This window comes from Erwinia sp. V90_4 (assembly GCF_029967685.1).
Lineage (GTDB): Bacteria > Pseudomonadota > Gammaproteobacteria > Enterobacterales > Enterobacteriaceae > Erwinia > Erwinia aphidicola.
Genome location: NZ_JASCAQ010000054.1, coordinates 139,461 through 157,691, shown reverse-complemented (window position 1 = coordinate 157,691; position 18,231 = coordinate 139,461). Strand labels below are relative to the sequence as shown.

At 59.7% G+C, this 18,231-nt stretch carries 15 protein-coding genes; 11 read left to right on the top strand and 4 right to left on the bottom strand.

Going from position 1 to position 18,231, the window contains the following annotated elements; all coding sequences use genetic code 11:
- The 8 genes from sfnG (at position 1) to QLG07_RS15710 (ending at position 9,378) form a co-directional block, all read left to right on the top strand.
- Positions 1-1,095, top strand: coding sequence for a dimethylsulfone monooxygenase SfnG (sfnG, locus tag QLG07_RS15745; RefSeq protein WP_133623684.1), 1,095 nt, complete (start codon positions 1-3; stop codon positions 1,093-1,095).
- Positions 1,088-2,470: an FAD-dependent oxidoreductase gene (locus QLG07_RS15740; RefSeq protein WP_282469624.1), complete on the top strand. Its 1,383-nt coding sequence runs from the start codon at positions 1,088-1,090 to the stop codon at positions 2,468-2,470. The genes sfnG and QLG07_RS15740 overlap by 8 nt, the downstream gene beginning before the upstream one ends.
- Positions 2,471-2,557: 87 nt before the next feature.
- Entirely contained in the window at positions 2,558-3,967 is a 1,410-nt protein-coding gene (locus QLG07_RS15735; protein WP_282469623.1) for an LLM class flavin-dependent oxidoreductase, read from the top strand.
- A complete protein-coding gene (locus tag QLG07_RS15730; RefSeq protein WP_282469622.1) occupies positions 3,964-4,977 on the top strand; it encodes a methionine ABC transporter ATP-binding protein in 1,014 nt (337 codons plus the stop codon). Before QLG07_RS15735 ends, QLG07_RS15730 begins: the two co-directional genes overlap by 4 nt.
- Positions 4,974-5,678 carry a methionine ABC transporter permease gene (locus QLG07_RS15725; protein ID WP_133623680.1) on the top strand — a complete coding sequence of 235 codons (705 nt, stop codon included), beginning with the start codon at positions 4,974-4,976 and terminating at the stop codon, positions 5,676-5,678. Before QLG07_RS15730 ends, QLG07_RS15725 begins: the two co-directional genes overlap by 4 nt.
- The gene (locus QLG07_RS15720; RefSeq protein WP_282469621.1) at positions 5,675-6,550 is read left to right on the top strand and encodes a MetQ/NlpA family ABC transporter substrate-binding protein; all 876 of its coding nucleotides are present in this window, start codon (positions 5,675-5,677) and stop codon (positions 6,548-6,550) included. The genes QLG07_RS15725 and QLG07_RS15720 overlap by 4 nt, the downstream gene beginning before the upstream one ends.
- Before the next feature lie 166 nt (positions 6,551-6,716).
- Positions 6,717-8,180 (top strand): MFS transporter, encoded by a 1,464-nt coding sequence (locus tag QLG07_RS15715; protein WP_191149404.1) that lies wholly within the window; start codon positions 6,717-6,719, stop codon positions 8,178-8,180.
- The gene (locus QLG07_RS15710) at positions 8,173-9,378 is read left to right on the top strand and encodes an acyl-CoA dehydrogenase family protein (protein ID WP_282469620.1); all 1,206 of its coding nucleotides are present in this window, start codon (positions 8,173-8,175) and stop codon (positions 9,376-9,378) included. Before QLG07_RS15715 ends, QLG07_RS15710 begins: the two co-directional genes overlap by 8 nt.
- A 70-nt stretch (positions 9,379-9,448) precedes the next feature.
- On the opposite strand, the gene QLG07_RS15705 is transcribed toward QLG07_RS15710, so the two are convergent.
- A complete protein-coding gene (locus QLG07_RS15705; protein ID WP_282469632.1) occupies positions 9,449-10,360 on the bottom strand; it encodes a sulfonate ABC transporter substrate-binding protein in 912 nt (303 codons plus the stop codon).
- Positions 10,361-10,596: 236 nt separating this feature from the next.
- Positions 10,597-12,036 carry an aldehyde dehydrogenase gene (gene aldA / locus QLG07_RS15700; protein WP_187498277.1) on the bottom strand — a complete coding sequence of 480 codons (1,440 nt, stop codon included), beginning with the start codon at positions 12,034-12,036 and terminating at the stop codon, positions 10,597-10,599.
- A gap of 381 nt (positions 12,037-12,417) precedes the next feature.
- Here aldA and rhaT point away from each other — a divergent pair, with 381 nt between their 5' ends.
- Positions 12,418-13,452 carry an L-rhamnose/proton symporter RhaT gene (rhaT, locus tag QLG07_RS15695; RefSeq protein WP_099754576.1) on the top strand — a complete coding sequence of 345 codons (1,035 nt, stop codon included), beginning with the start codon at positions 12,418-12,420 and terminating at the stop codon, positions 13,450-13,452.
- Between the two features lie 34 nt (positions 13,453-13,486).
- Here the strand turns inward: rhaT and rhaR are convergent, their stop codons facing one another.
- Positions 13,487-14,356, bottom strand: coding sequence for an HTH-type transcriptional activator RhaR (rhaR, locus tag QLG07_RS15690; RefSeq protein ID WP_282469619.1), 870 nt, complete (start codon positions 14,354-14,356; stop codon positions 13,487-13,489).
- Positions 14,357-14,367: 11 nt separating this feature from the next.
- The gene (rhaS, locus tag QLG07_RS15685) at positions 14,368-15,192 is read right to left on the bottom strand and encodes an HTH-type transcriptional activator RhaS (RefSeq protein WP_099754574.1); all 825 of its coding nucleotides are present in this window, start codon (positions 15,190-15,192) and stop codon (positions 14,368-14,370) included.
- Positions 15,193-15,496: 304 nt separating this feature from the next.
- Between rhaS and rhaB the strand changes: the two genes are divergently transcribed.
- Positions 15,497-16,969 (top strand): rhamnulokinase, encoded by a 1,473-nt coding sequence (rhaB, locus tag QLG07_RS15680; RefSeq protein WP_282469618.1) that lies wholly within the window; start codon positions 15,497-15,499, stop codon positions 16,967-16,969.
- Entirely contained in the window at positions 16,966-18,222 is a 1,257-nt protein-coding gene (locus QLG07_RS15675; protein ID WP_282469617.1) for an L-rhamnose isomerase, read from the top strand. Before rhaB ends, QLG07_RS15675 begins: the two co-directional genes overlap by 4 nt.
- Positions 18,223-18,231 lie beyond the last annotated feature (9 nt).

The window sequence follows — 18,231 nt, the reverse complement described above, 5'->3', positions numbered from 1 at the left end:
ATGAGTCAGTCAACGCCGATTAAATTTGCCTACTGGGTACCGAATGTTTCAGGTGGCCTGGTCATCAGTCATATCGCACAGCGCACCAGCTGGGATTTTGACTATAACCGCAAGCTCGCGCAGATTGCCGAGCAGGCTGGTTTCGAGTATGCGCTGACGCAGATCCGCTTTACCGCCGGATACGGCGCTGATAATCAGCATGAGTCGGTCAGTTTTTCCCAGGGCCTGTTGGGGGCCACCGAGAAGCTGAAGGTGATCGCCGCGCTGCTGCCAGGCCCCTGGAATCCAACGCTGGCGGCGAAACAGATCGCCACCATCAGCCACCTGTCGAATGCGCGCATCGCGGTGAATATCGTCAGTGGATGGTTTCGCGGCGAGTTCAAAGCGATTGGCGAGCCGTGGCTCGATCATGAAGAGCGCTATCTGCGATCCGAAGAGTTTATTCGCTGCCTGAAGGGCATCTGGCGCGAACCGACCTTCAACTTTGCCGGCGATTTCTACCGCTACCGCGACTACTCGCTGAAGCCAAAGCCACTGGACCCGCAGCCGGAGATTTTCCAGGGCGGCAGCTCACGTGCAGCGCGTGATATGGCCGCACGCGTCTCCGACTGGTACTTCACCAATGGCAATACCGTGGAAGGTATTCGCCAGCAGGTTGAAGATATCCGTCACAAAGCAGCAGCCAATCAGCATCAGGTAAAAATTGGCGTTAACGGTTTTGTTATCGCCCGTGACAGCGAGCAGGAAGCGCAACAGGTGCTACAGCAGATCCTCGACCACGCCAACCCTGATGCGGTAAAAGGCTTCCAGCATGAGGTTAAAAATGCCGGCAGCGCCTCGCCGGAAGGGGAAGGTAACTGGGCAAAATCCACGCTCGAGGATCTGGTGCAGTACAATGATGGTTTTAAAACTAACCTGATCGGCACTCCGCAGCAGATTGCCGAACGTATTATGGCGCTAAAACAGGCCGGAGTGAGCCTGATGCTGCTGGGCTTCCTGCATTTCCAGGAAGAGGTCGAATTCTTTGGCCGTGAAGTGATCCCGCGGGTGCGTGAGCTGGAGCGGCAACAACAGCTGGAGTTGAGTCATGGCTGAGCGTCATATCGTTATCGTCGGCGGCGGGTTTACCGGCACCGCCACGGCCATCCATCTGGCCGGGCTCGGTGACGCCGGGCTGGCGGTAACGGTGATTGAGCCACGGCCGCAGCTGGCCTGTGGAGTGGCTTACGGCACGCGCGACCCTGCACACCGCATCAACGTTCCGGCCGACCGCATGCAGCTCTCTGCGGCGCAACAGGGCGATTTTGACCGCTGGTTCCGCGCCTCGCAAGCGTTTGAGCAGGATGCCGATGCGCAGTGGCATGACGGTAAAGTTTACCCGCAGCGCGGGCAGTTTGCCGCCTGGGTTGCTGAGCAGTTCACCCAGGCACAGCAGAGCTCGGCGGTGACATTACGCCATATTTGCGGCCGGGCGGTGGCGCTGGAAGCGGGAAGCATCGTGACGGACTCGGGGCAGCGCGTGGCCGCCGATGACGTGGTGCTGGCGATCAGCCATCCACCGCCCGCGCTGCCGCGCCAGATTGCCGAAGCGCTGGAGGGGCACCCCGGCCTGATTGCTAACCCGTGGCGTGAGGGGGCGCTGAGCGCTATTGCGGCGGATGAGCGCATCGCGATTATCGGCAGCGGGCTGAGCATGTCGGATGTGGTGGCAACGTTACACCGTCACGGGCATCGCGGCCCGGTCAGCGCCTTTTCACGCCGTGGCCTGCTGCCACGGCCAAATCTCAGCGGTGCTTATCAACCCACGCCGCTGGATTACCAGCAGCCGCAGGCCAGCACGGTGTTGGCGTGGCTGCGGCGTATTCGCCGCGAGATTGCGGCCAGCGGGCTGCCGTGGCAGCTGGTGCTCGACGATATTCGCCTGAACGGCCAGCGCATCTGGCAGCAGCTGTCTCTTGACGAACAGCGCCGCTTCCTGCGCCATCTGCGCCCGTGGTGGGATGTGCACCGCTACCGCATCGCTCCTCAGGTCAGCCAGGTGCTGGAGCAGTGGCTGACTAGCGGGCAGCTGACGGTGAGTGCCGCCAGGCTGGGCGCGGTGCGGGCCGCCGGGCAGCAGATTGAGTTGACGCTGCAGCCGCGCAGAGCGCCGGCGCGGCAACTTACCGTTGACCGCGTAATTATTACCACCGGCCCGGCGCACGGCAGCCTGTTGAGCAGCGACGCGCTGCTGCATCAGTTAACTATCGCTGGCATCATCCAGCCCGATCCGCTGGCGCTGGGTATTGCGGTGAATGCCCTGTCGCAGACCCTTAACCGCAGCGGGCAAGCCAATCCGCATCTGTATGTCGCCGGGCCGGCTGCCCGTGGCCGCTTTGGCGAACTTATGGGGCTGCCGCAGGTGGCGGAGCATGCCGAAAGCGTGGCGCGCCAGCTGCTGGGCCTCGATGCGGAGCGATGTCCCGCCTGACGCCGTAACTCACCATTGATTCACCCTTAAAAACTATCACCTGCAGCGGGCGGGCTGGATCCGGCCGTGTAAAATTCGGAGTGTGCTATGTCTTCACAACGTGAAATTCGTCTTAACGCCTTTGATATGAACTGCGTGGGCCACCAGTCTCCGGGCCTGTGGGCGCATCCGCGCGACCGCTCCTGGCAATATAAGGATCTGAGCTACTGGACCGAGCTGGCGCGTCTGCTGGAGCGCGGCAAGTTCGACGGCCTGTTTATTGCCGATGTCCTTGGCGTCTACGACGTGCTGAACGGCGATAATGCCGCCGCCATCCGCAACGCCACCCAGGTGCCGGTTAACGATCCGCTGGCGCTGATCACCCCGATGGCGCTGGTGACCGAGCATCTCGGCTTTGGCCTTACCGCATCGCTGTCGTTTGAGCATCCTTACCCGTTTGCCCGCCGCATCTCCACCCTGGATCATCTGACCAAAGGGCGCATCGGCTGGAATATTGTCACCTCCTATCTGGAGAGCGGTGCGCGCAATATCGGCCACCAGGCGCAGACCGATCACGATGCACGCTACGACTACGCCGATGAATATTTGCAGGTGGTGTACAAACTGCTGGAAGGCAGCTGGGAGGAGGGAGCCATCCTGCGCGATCGCCAGCGCCGCATCTTCAGCGACCCAACGAAAATCCATCCGATCAATCACCAGGGCACCTTCTTCCAGGTGCCGGGCATTCACCTGTGTGAACCGTCGCCGCAGCGCACGCCGGTGCTGTATCAGGCTGGAGCATCCAGCCGCGGCAAGCAGTTCGCCGCCGAGCACGCCGAGTGCGTATTTGTGGCCGCGCCGTCGAAAGTGCTGCTGAAGAAGACCGTCGCCGATATCCGCCGCCGCGCCGCAGAGGCCGGGCGCGATCCGCGCAGCATTCTGATCTTCAACCTGCAAACGGTAATCGTTGACGAAACCGATAAAGCGGCGCAGGCGAAATGGCAGGAGTACAAAAGCTACGTCAGCTACGAAGGCGCGCTGGCGCTGATCTCCGGCTGGACCGGCATCGACTTCGGCCAGTATCAGCCGGACCAGGTGCTGAAACATCTGCACACCAACGCTATCCAGTCAGCGGTGGAAACTTTCTCCACCGCCGATCCAAACCGTCAGTGGACGGTGCAGGGGCTGGCGGACTGGGTGGGAATTGGCGGCTTTGGACCGCTGCTGGTCGGCAGTGCGCAGACCGTGGCAGACGAGCTGCAAAGCTGGGTCGAAGAGACGGATGTTGACGGCTTCAACCTCGCCTACGCGGTAACCCACGAAACCTTTAGCGACGTGGTGGAGCACCTGATCCCGGAGCTGCAAAAGCGCGGGGTCTACAAACAGGATTATCAGGCGGGTACGCTGCGCGAGAAGCTGTTTAAGCAGGGGCCGCGCCTGCAGTACCCGCATCCGGGGGCCGGATACCGCCGCGCGGCCACCGCGGGGGTGCCCCATGCCGATGAGGTCACGCCATGATTGAAATTGACAGCCTGCGTAAACACTACCCGACGGCGGGCGGAAAGACGGTGGAGGTGCTGAAAGGCCTCTCTCTCAGCGTGCCCGCAGGGTCGATTACCGCCGTAGTGGGGCCAAGCGGTGCCGGGAAATCGACGCTGGCGAAATGCATCAGCCTGCTGGAACGCCCCAGCTCCGGCAGCATCCGCGTTAACGGGGAAGATCTGTCGCGCCTGTCGGGAGAGGCACTGCGCCGTGAGCGACGCGCAATCGGCACGGTCTTTCAGTCTTCGGCGCTGCTGGCGCGTAAAACCGCCTGGGAAAATATCGCGCTACCGCTGCAGTGGCTGGGCGTGGTGCCGGGGCAGGTTAAGCAGCACGTTGACCAGCTGCTCGACAGCGTTGGCCTGAGCGATAAAGCGGGCTATTACCCGGCGCAGCTCTCCGGCGGCCAGCGCCAGCGCGTCGGGATTGCCCGGGCGCTGGCGCTGAAGCCCTCGGTGCTGCTGGCGGACGAAGCCACCTCCGGGCTGGACCCGCAGGCGACGGCCTCCATCCTGCAGCTGTTGCAACAGCTACGGCAGCAGTTTGGCCTGGCGATTGTCCTGATCACCCATGAGATGGACGTAGTGCGCAGCACGGCGGATGCGGTGGCAGAGATCCGCGACGGTCAGCTGGTACAGCAGGGCACGCTGCGCGACTTGCTCAGCACGCCAGGCTCGGCGCTGGGAGAGCAGCTGTTTCCACTGCGCCCACTTTCAGCGTCAGCCGACCTGCTGCTGCAGCTGACCTACGCCACGCCGCTGGCCACTGACTGGATCGGGCGGATTGGCCAGCAGTGTCACTGCCAGATTGATCTGCTGGCGGCGCATGTGGAAGAGGTTGGCGGGCAGCTGGCCGGGCGTATGCAGATTGGCGTGCGTTTCAATCAGCGCCCGCTGGAAGCCAGGGCGCTGATCGCGCAAATGGCCGAGCTGGGAATTATTGCCCAGCTGATTGAGGCGCGTCCGCGCCTGCAGGAGGCCGGATGAAAGCGCAGGATGTGATAAGCCAGGACACGCCATGGAGCCAGATACACCGGCTGATGCTGCCTGCTTACGGTGAAACCTGGCTGATGGTCGGTATTGTGATGCTGTTTGTGGTGTCGCTCGGCGGGCTGCTCGGCGTGGTGCTGTTTAATACCTCAGCGCGCGGGCTGTTTTCCCACCCGGCGGCCCATCGCAGCCTGAGCTGGCTGGTGAACATTGGGCGCTCGCTGCCGTTTCTGGTGCTGATGGCGGCGATTATCCCCTTCACCTTCTGGCTTACCGGTACCACCATTGGTATTCCGGCGGCGGTGATCCCGATGATCGTCGCCGGAACGCCATTTTTTGCCCGGCTGGTGGAGAACGCGCTGCGCGAGCTGCCGGCGGAAGTGACGGCCGTCGGGCTGGTGTCCGGCGGTTCGCGCTGGCAAATCATCTGCGGCGCGCAGCTCAGTGAGGCACTGCCGGCGATTGTAGCCGCCATCACGCTGAACCTGATTTCAATGATCGAATATTCGGCTATCGCCGGCACCATCGGCGCGGGCGGCATTGGTTATCTGGCGGTGGTTTATGGCTATCAGCGTTTTGATAATCACATCATGATCGCCACCATTGTCGTGCTGATCGCCACTATTCAACTGATTCAACTGATTGGCGACCGCGTGGTTGCCAGACTTCAACACTCTCAGGGAACGCACACATCATGACGCAGCAAACTTTTGAACTGAAAAAGAAGAAAACCTGGCCGTGGCTGGTGGCCGTGGTGCTGATTGCGCTGATTGCGCTACTCGGCTGGCACTTCAGCCGCCAGCAGCAAAATAGCGTGACCTTTGGCACCACCCTGAAGGTGCACTTCGAGCCGGCCATGGCGGGTGAACAGAAGCTGATCGAGTACGTGGCGCAGCATATTGCCCCGGATTACGGTATTCAGCTGGAAGCGGTAGGGTTGCAGGATCCGGTGCAGGCAGACCGCGCCGTGGCGGCAGGGCAATATGCTGCCACGGTGTATCAACACCAGTGGTGGCTGAAGCAGGTAGTGGATGCCAATAAATTCGAACTCAGTTCAACGCTGCCGCTGTTCCAGTGGGCGTTTGGTATCTACTCGGACCGCTATAAGGCGATTGCCGATCTGCCCAACGGCGCGGAAATCGTGGTGCCAAACGACGGGGCTAACCAGGGACAGGCGCTGTGGCTGCTGCAGCGCATTGGTTTGATTGGCCTGGATCCCAACGTTGAGCCGCGCACCGCCAAAATTAAAGATATTGTGAAAAACTCGCATAACTTTAATTTTAAAGAGCTGGATTTATTAACCATGCCGCGTGCCTTAAATTCTGTCGACGCCGCAATCGGTTATGTTTCACAGTTTGATGCCGGTAAAGTCGGGCGTGATAAAGGCATATTATTCCCACCCGCGCCGCGTACCTTCGCCTCACAGTTAGTCATTGGTACTCCCTATTTAAATGATGAGAATATTATCAAGTTGAAAAAAGCCTTTGCCGATCCACGCGTGCAGCAGTGGCTTAAAGAGACTCAGGATCCGCAGGTGCAGGGCGTATTAGTGCCGGTATCGGCAGATTAAATTAACACGCATCAACAGGCCGGGCACATTGCCCGGCTTTTGGCGTTGGAAAAATACATCCAATTGATTTTAAAGCATAATAAAATCATTTTTCCTTGTTTGTTATTACAGCGCTTCCTCTTTATAAATGCAGTGTTACCTGCTAATAAAATAATATGAGGATACTATGAGTACATTAAATATTGACGATGGTGTTATTTCCCCCCCCTCGTCCTCAACACCGGTGCGCTCCGTCAGTGATGTGGCGCAGTTAATTAACACCAGTACCAGTAAAAACAGTTACGCCCGCTGGATTGTCTTTCTGGCGCTCGGCGGGGTGTTTTTAGATGCCTACGATCTCACCACGCTCTCATACGGTATTGATGATGTGGTTAAAGAGTTCGGCTTAACCCCGGCAATCACCGGACTGGTCACCTCATCGATTATGATCGGCACCATCGTTGGCAACCTGCTGGGCGGCTGGCTGACCGATAAATATGGCCGCTACTCGGTATTTATGGCCGATATGCTGTTCTTTGTGGTCTCGGCGATCGCCGCCGGGCTGGCGCCAAACGTCTGGGTGCTGATCGGTGCGCGTTTCCTGATGGGGATCGGCGTGGGGATCGACCTGCCAGTGGCGATGGCTTATCTGGCTGAGTTCTCCAAATTTACCGGCAAGGGCAATAAAGCCGCACGTTTAGCCGCGTGGTGCCCGATGTGGTACGCGGCGTCGTCGGCCTGCTTCTTTATTATCTTCGCGCTGTATTTCCTGCTGCCGAAAGAGCACGCCGACTGGCTGTGGCGTGCCTCGCTGCTATTTGGCGCGGTGCCAGCCCTGCTGATTATTGCGGTGCGCAGCAAATTTATGAATGAGTCCCCGCTGTGGGCGGCGAACCAGGGCGATCTGGAAGGGGCGGCACGTATCCTGCGCGACTCTTACGGCATCAGCGCCCACGCGGCGGAAGCCCACGAACGCGAGCCGGTGAAAAAAGCGCCGCCGAAAGTCAGCTTCCGCGTGCTTTTTCACCAGCCGTATCGTGAACGTACTATTGTCACGGCGGTGATGAATATCTGTATCTCCTTCGAATACACGGCGATCGCCTTCTTCCTGCCGTCGATCCTCGCGCAGTTCCTCGGCGCTGGCGTATTTGAAACTATCTCCGCTTCGCTGGGGCTTAATGCGCTGTTCGCCTTTACCGGTGGACTGCTGGGGATGCGCCTGGCATGGAAATTCCCGTCGCGCCACGTGGCGATTGCCGGGTTCGCGCTGCAGTTTATTGCGCTGATCTCGCTGGCGCTGATAGGCCACCCAACCGCCACGCCTGGCGTGGTGTTTGCCATTCTGATGCTCGGTCTGTGGCTGTTTGCCGAAGGCTTCGGTCCCGGCGCGCAGATGATGATCTACCCGGCGCTCTCTTATCCCACTCATATTCGTGCAACCGGCGTCGGTTTTGGCCGCTCGCTGTCGGGGGTTGGCAGCGCGCTGGCGCTGTTTATCCTGCCAATTTTGCAGGCTGCCTACGGCACCAATATGTTCTGGATCGTCTCGCTGGCCGCGATTATCCCGATTATTTTCCTGCTGATTATCCGCTTTGAACCGACCCGGCAGGATATTGACGACCAATCTGAAACCGGAGGATCCCATGTCTGATATTCACCCTGACTATGCCGCGCTGGCGGCAGCCTTTCGCCCCATTTTCGCGCGTATTGCCGAGGGCGCCGTAGAGCGTGAAACCACGCGCACGCTGCCCACGGAACCGATCCGCTGGCTGAAAGAGGCCGGATTTGGCACCCTGCGCATTCCGCAACAGCAGGGCGGATTCGGCGCCACGCTGCCGCAGCTGTTCCAGCTGCTGACGGAGCTGGCCGAAGCCGACTCAAATCTACCGCAGGCGCTGCGCGCGCATTTTGCCTTTGTCGAAGACCGCCTGAATCAGCCAGATAGCGCGCAGCGGCAGAGCTGGTTCCGCCGTTTTGCCGATGGCGAACTGGTGGGCAGCGGCTGGACTGAAATCGGCACTGTTAAGCTGGGCGAGGTGATCACCAAAGTCAGCCCGGTGGAACACGGCTGGCAGCTCGACGGGGAGAAGTTCTACAGCACTGGCTCACTGTATGCCGACTGGATTGATGTCTACGCTCAGCGCAGCGATAACGGCCGTGATGTGATTGCGCTGGTGAATACCCATCAGGCGGGAGTGGAGCGTGATGATGACTGGGATGGCTTCGGCCAGCGTCTGACCGGCAGCGGCAGCACGCGCTTCCGTCAGGCGCGGGTGGAGCAGGCGCACGTTTTTGATTTCAGCGAGCGCTTCCGCTATCAGACCGCGTTCTACCAGCACGTGTTACTGGCAACGCTGGCCGGTATCGGCAGGGCGGTGAAGCGTGATGCCGCGGCGGGAGTGGCAAACCGCACGCGCACCTACAGCCACGGCAATGCCGGACGGGTCAAAAATGATGCGCAGGTGTTGCAGGTGGTGGGCCAGATATCCAGCTGGGCGTGGGCGGTGGAAGCCACGGTCCAGCGCGCCGCCCACTCGCTGCAGCTGGCTTATGAGCTGCACAACAGCGGGGATGAAGCGCGCATTCAGCAGGCGAACGTTCTGGCCGAGCTGGAATCGGCGCAGGCGCAGGTGGTGGCGAGCGAGCTGGTGCCGCGTGCCGCCAGCGAGTTGTTTAATGCGCTCGGCGCATCGGATACCCGCGTCAGCAAGGCGCTGGATCGCCACTGGCGCAATGCCCGCACGGTAGCCTCACATAATCCGGTGATTTATAAGATCCGCAATGTCGGGGACTGGGAAGTCAACGGCAAAGAGCCGACGTTTATCTGGCAGATTGGTAACGGGGAATAACAAGGTATGGATTAAGGGTCGATCGAAGAAGATGATCGACCCCTACCGTTTAGGTCGGCCCAGATTTACACTATTTATCCAGCGACCAGGTCGCGGAGCTGACGTTCACTTTGACCGGCAGCAGGCCGATTTGGCTGAATTTATCCGCCAGTGCCTGCTGCTCTTTAAACACCGCCGGGGTCATTCGCTCGGCGCCATAAGGCATTCTCGCCAGCGCCCGCTGCCAGATAGGCTGCGGCAGGCCGGTCGAAGTAGCGAGAATTTTCGCCGCATCCTCAGGATGTTTATTCGCCCAGTCGCTCAACGTTCCCAGCTCATCCACGACCTGCTTCGCCGTCTGCGGATAGGTATCAGCAAACTTGCGGCTGGCGAGATAGAAGGTGTAGTGCGGCACCAGCCCTTCGGCATTTTTCACCAGCCGCGCTTTGGCGTTGGTTTCCACTTCCGCGTAGTACGGGTCCCATATCACCCATGCATCGACCGCACCGCGCTGGAAGGCGGCACGCGCATCGGCGGGCGGCAGGTAAACCGGCGTAATGTCCTTGTAGCTCAGCCCGGCATTCTCCAGCGCGCTGACCAGCAGATAGTTCACGTCAGAGCCTTTGTTCAGCGCGACGCGCTTGCCTTTCAGATCGGCGACGGTTTTGATGGTGGAATTTTCAGGCACCACAATGGCTTCGGTTTTTGGGTTAGCCGGAGAGTGGGCCAGGTAGACCAGATCGGCCTGCGCCGCCTGGGCGAAAGTCGGTGGCGCATCGCCCGTTGCCGCCAGGTCGATACTGCCGACGTTCAGCCCTTCCAGCATTTGTGGCCCGGCGGGAAACTCGACCCAGCGCACGGCGATACCCTGCTTTTTAAACTGCTCATCCAGCGTGCCGCGATACTTCAGCAGCGCAAAAATATTGGCTTTCTGATAGCCGATATTGACGGTTTTCGGTGTGTTTTCGGCGGCATTGGCAGCAAAAGTGCTGCCGATGGTCATTGCGCCCAGCAGTGCGCTGAATAGCGTTTTTTTCATGTTATATCCCCTGGTAATAAATCCGCTGGGAAAAACATAACAAAATGGCAGAAGGGGGCTTAACGAGTTGATCTGATAACGATATGCACAGAATGGATAACGCCTCATCGGTCAGCCATTTGTTCAGTTCGGCCCCCGTAGTGGCTGACCCTCTTTTCCGGTCAGCCAGTTATTTCAGTCAGCCATTTATCTATATCCGCCTACTGATATTGCAGATAGGCAACGTGCGTTTGCAGATACTCTTCCAGCCCGTGACGACCGTCCGCGCCGCCGATGCCGGATTTACGCCAGCCCGCATGGAAGCCCTGCATCGCTTCAAAGTTCTCGCGGTTAATATAGGTTTCGCCGAACTTCAGCTTCTTCAGCGCCAGCATCGCGGTGTTGATATTCTGCGTGAAGATCGACGAGGTCAGGCCATATTCGCTGTCGTTGGCCAGCGCGATCGCCTCATCCAGCGTGCTGAACTTCATCACCGGCAGCACCGGGCCAAAGGTCTCCTCCTGCATGATGTTCATTTTCTGCTCAACGTTAGTCAGCAGAGTCGGTTCGAAGAAGAAGCCAGTGCTACCCGCGCGCTTGCCGCCGGTAACCACTTTCGCCCCGGCGGCAACCGCATCCGCCACCTTCTGCTCAACGCGCTGCAGCGCCGCAGCGGTGATCAGCGGCCCCATATCCAACCCTTTCTGCGTAGCCGGGTCGCCGAAGGTAACCTGCTTAAATGCAGCGCTCAGGCGCTCCACCACCTGGTCGTAAACCCCTGCCTGCACGTAGAGGCGCTCCGCGCAGTTACACACCTGCCCGCTGTTGATCATGCGCGAGGCGACAATCGCTTTCACCGCTAAATCGAGGTCGGCATCATTCATCACGATAGCCGGGGCTTTGCCACCCAGCTCCAGTGACACTTTGGTGACGTTTTTCGCCGCTGCCTGCATCGTGGCAATCCCGGCGCCGACGCTGCCGGTCAGGCTCACCATGCCCACTTTCGGGTTGGCGGCCAGCTCCTGGCCAATCACCGGGCCATAGCCGGTGACCAGATTAAATACGCCCGCAGGCAGGCCGATCTGATGCACGATTTGGGCAAAGATAATCGCATTGTTTGGCGTCAGCTCGCTCGGTTTGACCACAATGGTGTTGCCGGTCAGCAGTGCCGGGGCGGCTTTCCGCGCAATCAGAAAGAACGGGAAGTTCCACGGCAGGATCCCGGTGGTCACGCCAATGGCTTTCTTGAACACCAGAATGTTCTCCTGCGCGCGGTCGCTCTGCACAATTTCGCCCTCATAGCGGCGCGCCCACTCGGCCATATAGTCGAGGTAGTCTGCGGTGAACAGCACCTCGGTTTCTGCCAGCTCCTGAGTTTTGCCGCCCTCGGCCACTATCGTCGCGGTTAACTCTGCCGCCCGGCTGCGCACACCGGCCGCTATCTTATGCAGCCAGGCCCCACGCTCCACCGCGGGTAAGGCTTCCCAGCCCGGCTGCGCGGCCTCTGCCGCATCAATCGCGCGCTGCGCGTCTTCCACGCTGCCTTCAGGAATACGCGACAGCAGCGCCTCAGTTGCCGGATTGATCACATCGATCCAGCGGTCAGCGCGATTCTCGACAAACTCACCGTTGATATACATTTGTTGCTGTTCAGGCTTCATGGACGCTTCTCCGTGACACATTTGATAGGGGATTGTTAACCGACAGCGTGTTTGCTGTTACAGGCCTTTGACGGTGCATCAGCGCGCGTTGAATCACCTTGATCTGATTGCCACCCATGAGAGCAGGCTGGCAAAAATCGCAAGAAGCCGCTGCTGGCGCTGGCATTTTCGCGATTTAGTGAAGAATATGAGTGGCTTAGTAAAGACCAGGCTTTTCACCCTGTGGGATCGTCGAGATGTATGATTTGTGATCCTGCAAAGGCAAAGGCGCTGAATTTTGCCAGATTGCTGCCAGGCCCGGCAGCCAGCGTAAGGTTGAACCGGATGGCTTGTCCGTAGACTCAAACCACACAGGGCAAACAACAACCAAGGTAAATAACAATGAGTGAAGCCATCCTCTCAGGCATTCTCTGGCATCTGGTCGGTGCCGCCAGCGCCGCCTGCTTCTATGCTCCGTTTAAAAAAGTGCGTAACTGGTCATGGGAAACCATGTGGTCGGTCGGCGGCATAATGTCGTGGATTGTGCTGCCGTGGGCGGTAAGCGCGGTGCTGCTGCCGCATTTCTGGGCTTACTACAGTTCATTTTCGCTCTCCCAGCTGCTGCCGGTGTTCCTGTTCGGCGCGATGTGGGGCGTGGGCAACATTAACTATGGCCTGACAATGCGCTACCTCGGGATGTCGATGGGTATCGGCATCGCAATCGGCATTACGCTGGTGGTCGGTACGCTGATGACGCCGCTGATCCAGGGGCGTTTTGTTGAGCTGTTCAGCTCCGCCGGTGGCCGGATGACGCTGTTGGGCGTGCTGGTAGCCTTGATTGGCGTGGCTATCGTTTCACGTGCGGGTCTGTTAAAAGAGCGCGCAATGGGCATTACCGCCGAAGAGTTCAACCTGAAGAAAGGGCTGGTGCTGGCGGTGATGTGCGGCATCTTCTCCGCCGGCATGTCGTTTGCGATGGACGCCGCCAAACCGATGCATGAAGCCGCCGCTGCGCTGGGCATCGACCCGCTATACGTGGCGCTGCCCAGCTATGTGGTGATAATGGGGGGCGGGGCGCTGGTTAACCTTGGCTTCTGCTTCTTCCGCCTGGCGACAAAGTCGAACCTGTCGGTGAAAGCGGACTTCTCGGTGGTCAAACCGATGCTGATTGCCAATATTGGTCTCTCGCTGCTGGGCGGCACCATGTGGTATCTGCAGTTCTTCTTCTATGCCTGGGGCCACGCGCGCATTCCGGCACAGTACGACTTTATCAGCTGGATGCTGCACATGAGCTTCTACGTGCTGTGCGGCGGCCTGGTCGGCCTGATATTGAAAGAGTGGAATAACGTAGGGCGCACGCCGGTGCGCGTACTCAGCGTCGGTTGCTTTGTGATTATCCTCGCGGCAAATATCGTGGGGATGGGGATGGTGTCCTAGCACCTCTGCGCAGGGTAAAAGGGCTGACCCGTGGTCAGCCCTTTATGCTTTCCGTCGGGGCAGCAATCGGGCCGCGAGGAATAAAGCGCTGGCGCCACGCGCTGGGCGTCAGCCCGGTATCGCGGGTAAACACCACGGAAAAATAGTTGCTGTCATCAAAACCGCAGCGGGCGGCCACTTCACCGATCAGGCACTCGCTGGTACGCAGCAGATACTTGGCACGGCACAGCTGGAGCTGGCGCACGTAGTGGCTAATGGTCATGCCGGTCTGCTGGCGAAACAGCTGCTTCAGCGCCCGTTCAGACAGCTGGTGTTGATGGCAGAACAGCGCCAGATCGAAGGAGGTGGCAATCTGCCCCTGAATAGCGGCCATCAGCAGGTCGAGCTGCTCCCCTTCAGGCTGCTGATAAGCGCGATCCGAGGCGTAGCGGTGGCGTTGCAGGATCAGCGCCAGCTGCAGGAACAGCGCTTCGCTTAGCTGGCGTGACAGCAGGTCGCTTTTGCGGCTCTCCTGCTCCAGCTGCTGGATCACCCCACGCGCCAGCGCCATGCCGCGCGTGGTTAAGCGCCACGATCCCGCATCCTGCGAGGGCAGCAGCTGTTGCCAGTCCAGCGCCAGCTGAAAACGTTCCGGGCAGTAGATAATGTTGTCGAGCGCCAGATCGTGTACCGACTCATAGCTGTGACAGTCGTCGGCGCTGACGTAAAAGATATCACCGCAGGTCACCAGCCACGGCCGGTCATTCATCACGTGCAGGCCGTTGCCGCGCCACACCAGCACGATCTCATTGAACTCGTGCACGTGCGGCGGGAAGGAGGGTTGCGAGCTGCGCTCGGCCACCGCCACGGGCATCTGTTCAGACGGAAAATAGTCAGCTTTTGCCAGGCGCAGGGGAGCGGTCACGGTTCACCTCATCAGTTATTTTGTCGCAGTGTACGCGGCGAGCAGCCAAATTCCCGCTTGAACAGGGTAGAAAAGTGATTGCTGTCACCAAATCCGCACTGAAAAGCGATATCCGTCACGCGCATTTCGCTGTGGCGCAGCAGATGACGCGCCTCCAGCAGGCGCAGGCGGTTGAGATAGCGCTGCGGCGTGCTGCCGGTTTGCTGTTTCAGCTGGCGGTGCAGAGTGCGCAGCGATAAGGAGAAGCGGTCGGCTAAACCTTCCCAGTCCACATCTTCACTATAGTGGTCGGCCAGCCAGTCGAGCAGGGCGCGCAGGCGGCTATCCTGATCGTCACTCTGCGCCGCGCTGCACCCCTGGCGCAGCAGCACCAGCAGCTGCATAAAGTGCATCTCCTGCTCCGCCTGGCTTGCCAGAGAATCGTTGGCGGGGCGCTGCTCCAGCTGGCCGATAAGCTGCCGCGCCTGCGCCAGCACTTTATTACCGATGCGCCAGTGCGACGGATAGTGGCCATCCTGCTCCTGCGGCAGCAGATGCTGTAAGCCGGAGAGAAAACGGAATGACTCCGGCCCGCGGTACAGCACGTTGGTCAGGCAGAGATTATCGGTCTGCTCATACATATGGCGGTCGTGATCGCGGACGAAGCAGACACAGCCACTGCACAGCGGCTGCGACTGGCCGTTAAATACGTGGATACCGGAACCCTGTTCAACAATCACGATCTCATGAAAATCGTCATGATAATGCTCGGGGAAGGCGCCCTGCGGCGCACGCGGTTCGATTGCTACCGGGCAATGCCCGCCTGAGAAGAAATCAACGCTGTGTAACACGGTCATGATAACCCCACTCTTCATTTACATATTGGTAACAGAGTCTACTCAGCGCCGCGCTGTGCCACCTTGAATTTTCGACAGCGGAATATCACTACCCCGGTGATTTTTTTAAGAAATGGGCGACTAACGGTGAGATTTGCGGGCAGGGTCACATCGCTTGAATAAACCCGCAAGCTACCGAACTGTGAGCTGCTTCACGTTCATCTTTGCCTTGCTGCCAGCGCGCTAATTTCGCTGGCAGTGGCGAGAAGGTAGCGGAATCCGGCTCTTTTACACTGGTGACATTGAATCATCAGGAAGCTATTTCATGAGCCAACGTCATTATGTCGCCGTCGATCTCGGTGCCTCCAGCGGCCGCGTGATGCTGGCCAGCCATCATCCGCACACCGGGGCGATAACGCTGGAAGAAGTCAGCCGCTGCGTGAATCAACTGGTGACGATTAACCATCGTCAGTGCTGGGATCTCGACGCGCTGGAAGCCTTTATTATTGCCGCCTTAGAGAAGATCGATCGGCGCGGCATCGTGCCGCAGAGCATCGGTATCGACACCTGGGGCGTGGACTACGTGCTGCTGAATGCGCAGGGCGAGCGCGTCGGGTTGCCGGTGGCCTATCGTGACCATCGCACCGACGGCGTGATGGCTGCCGCCTGCCGTGAGCTGGGGCGCGAGGGGATTTATCAGCGTACCGGCATCCAGTTTTTACCCTTTAACACCCTCTACCAGCTGCGCGCTCTGTGCCGCGACAATCAGCCCGAACTGGACCAGGTGGCCCATGCGCTGCTGATCCCGGACTATCTGCACTATCGGCTGACCGGGGGGCTGAACTGGGAGTACACCAACGCCACCACCACCCAGCTGCTCAATATTGCCAGCGGTGAGTGGGATAGCGAACTGCTGCGCTGGAGCGGTGCAGATCCCGCCTGGTTTGGCGCTCCGTCGCAGCCGGGTAAGCAGGTCGGCTACTGGACAGCGCCTTCGGGGCAGTCGATTGCGGTGGTGGCCGTCGCCACCCACGATACCGCCAGCGCGGTGCTGGCCACGCCACTTCACGGCGATAACGCCGCCTACCTCAGCTCCGGCACCTGGTCGCTGATGGGCTTTGAGAGCCGCCAGCCGTTTACCAGCAGTGCGGCGCAGCAGGCCAACATCACCAATGAAGGTGGGGCCGAAGGGCGTTTTCGCGTGCTGAAAAACATCATGGGCTTATGGCTGCTGCAGCGCGTGTGCGATGAGCTGGCGATTCAGGATCTCTGTCAGCTGATTGCCGACGCGCAGCAGCAGAAGGCGGCGGCGTGGCTGATCAATCCCAACGACGAGCGCTTTATTAATCCCGCCAGCATGGTGCGCGAAATTCAGGACGCCTGCGCTGAACAGAATGCCCCGGTGCCCAGCAGCCCGGCCGAGCTGGCGCGCTGCATCTTTGACAGCCTGGCGCTTTACTACCGCCAGGTGCTGCAGGAGCTGGAGCAGCTGCGCGGTAAGCCCTTCAGCCAGCTGCATATTGTTGGCGGCGGCTGCCAGAACCAGTTTTTAAACCAGCTGTGCGCCGATGCCTGCGGTATTCCGTTGTATGCCGGACCGGTGGAAGCCTCCACGCTCGGCAATATCGGCTGCCAGCTGATCGCCGCTGGCGCGGTAAATGATGTGACCCAGTTCCGCCAGCAGATCGCCCAGCACTTCCCACTTATCCGTTTTGACTCTCACGGCAGTGACGCGTTTCGCCGCAGTCTGGCGCGCTTTCAGTCACTGACCCAAACAGCGAAGGAGCTTTGTATATGACTCAGGCTATCGAACAGGCATATGCCCTGGCAAAACAGCGTTTTGCCGATATCGGCGTCGATGTGGAAGCCGCACTGAAGCAGCTGGATCAGCTGCCGGTTTCCATGCACTGCTGGCAGGGGGATGACGTGCGCGGCTTCGAAAACCCGCAGGGCGCGTTGACCGGCGGTATCCAGGCAACCGGTAACTATCCGGGACGTGCGCGCAATGTCGAAGAGCTGCGTTCGGACCTCGATCGGGCGATGGCGCTGATCCCTGGCCCGAAACGCCTCAACCTGCATGCTATTTATCTGGAAAGTGAGCAGCCGGTGGCACGCAATGAAATTAAGCCGCAGCACTTTGCCGGCTGGGTCGACTGGGCGAAGCAGCGCGGTTTAGGGCTGGATTTTAACCCGAGCTGCTTCTCGCACGAGCTGAGCGCCGAGGGGTTTACCCTGGCCCACGGTAACGAGGAGATCCGCCAGTTCTGGATCGAACACTGCCAGGCCAGCCGCAAAGTCTCGGCCTATTTCGGTGCGCAGCTGGGCACGCCGTCGGTGATGAACATCTGGGTGCCGGACGGCATGAAAGATCTCACCGTGGACCGCCTGGCACCGCGCCAGCGCCTGATGAATTCGCTGGATGCCATCATCAGCGAGAAGCTCGACCCGGCGCACCATATTGACGCCGTGGAAAGCAAGCTGTTCGGCATCGGGGCGGAGAGCTACACCGTCGGTTCCAACGAATTCTGCCTCGGCTATGCCGCCAGCCGCCAGACCGCGCTGACGCTCGACGCCGGGCACTTCCATCCGACCGAAGTGATCTCCGACAAAATTTCTACCGCCATGCTGTACGTGCCGCGCCTGCTGCTGCACGTCAGCCGCCCGGTGCGCTGGGACAGCGACCATGTGGTACTGCTGGATGATGAAACTCAGGCAATCGCCAGCGAAATCGTGCGTCAGCAGCTGTTCGATAAGGTGCATATCGGCCTCGACTTCTTTGATGCTTCCATCAACCGTATTGCCGCCTGGGTCATCGGCACGCGTAATGCGAAAAAAGCGCTGCTGCGTGCGCTACTGGAGCCGGTAGAAACGCTGAAAAAGCTGGAAAACAGCGGGGACTACACGGCACGACTGGCGCTGCTGGAGGAGCAGAAATCCCTGCCGTGGCAGGCGGTATGGGAAGCGTGGTGCCTGCGTCACGATGTGCCCGCCGGGGCCAGCTGGTTAGGCGATGTGCGCCATTACGAACAACAGATTCTCAGCCAACGTTAAGGGTAAACA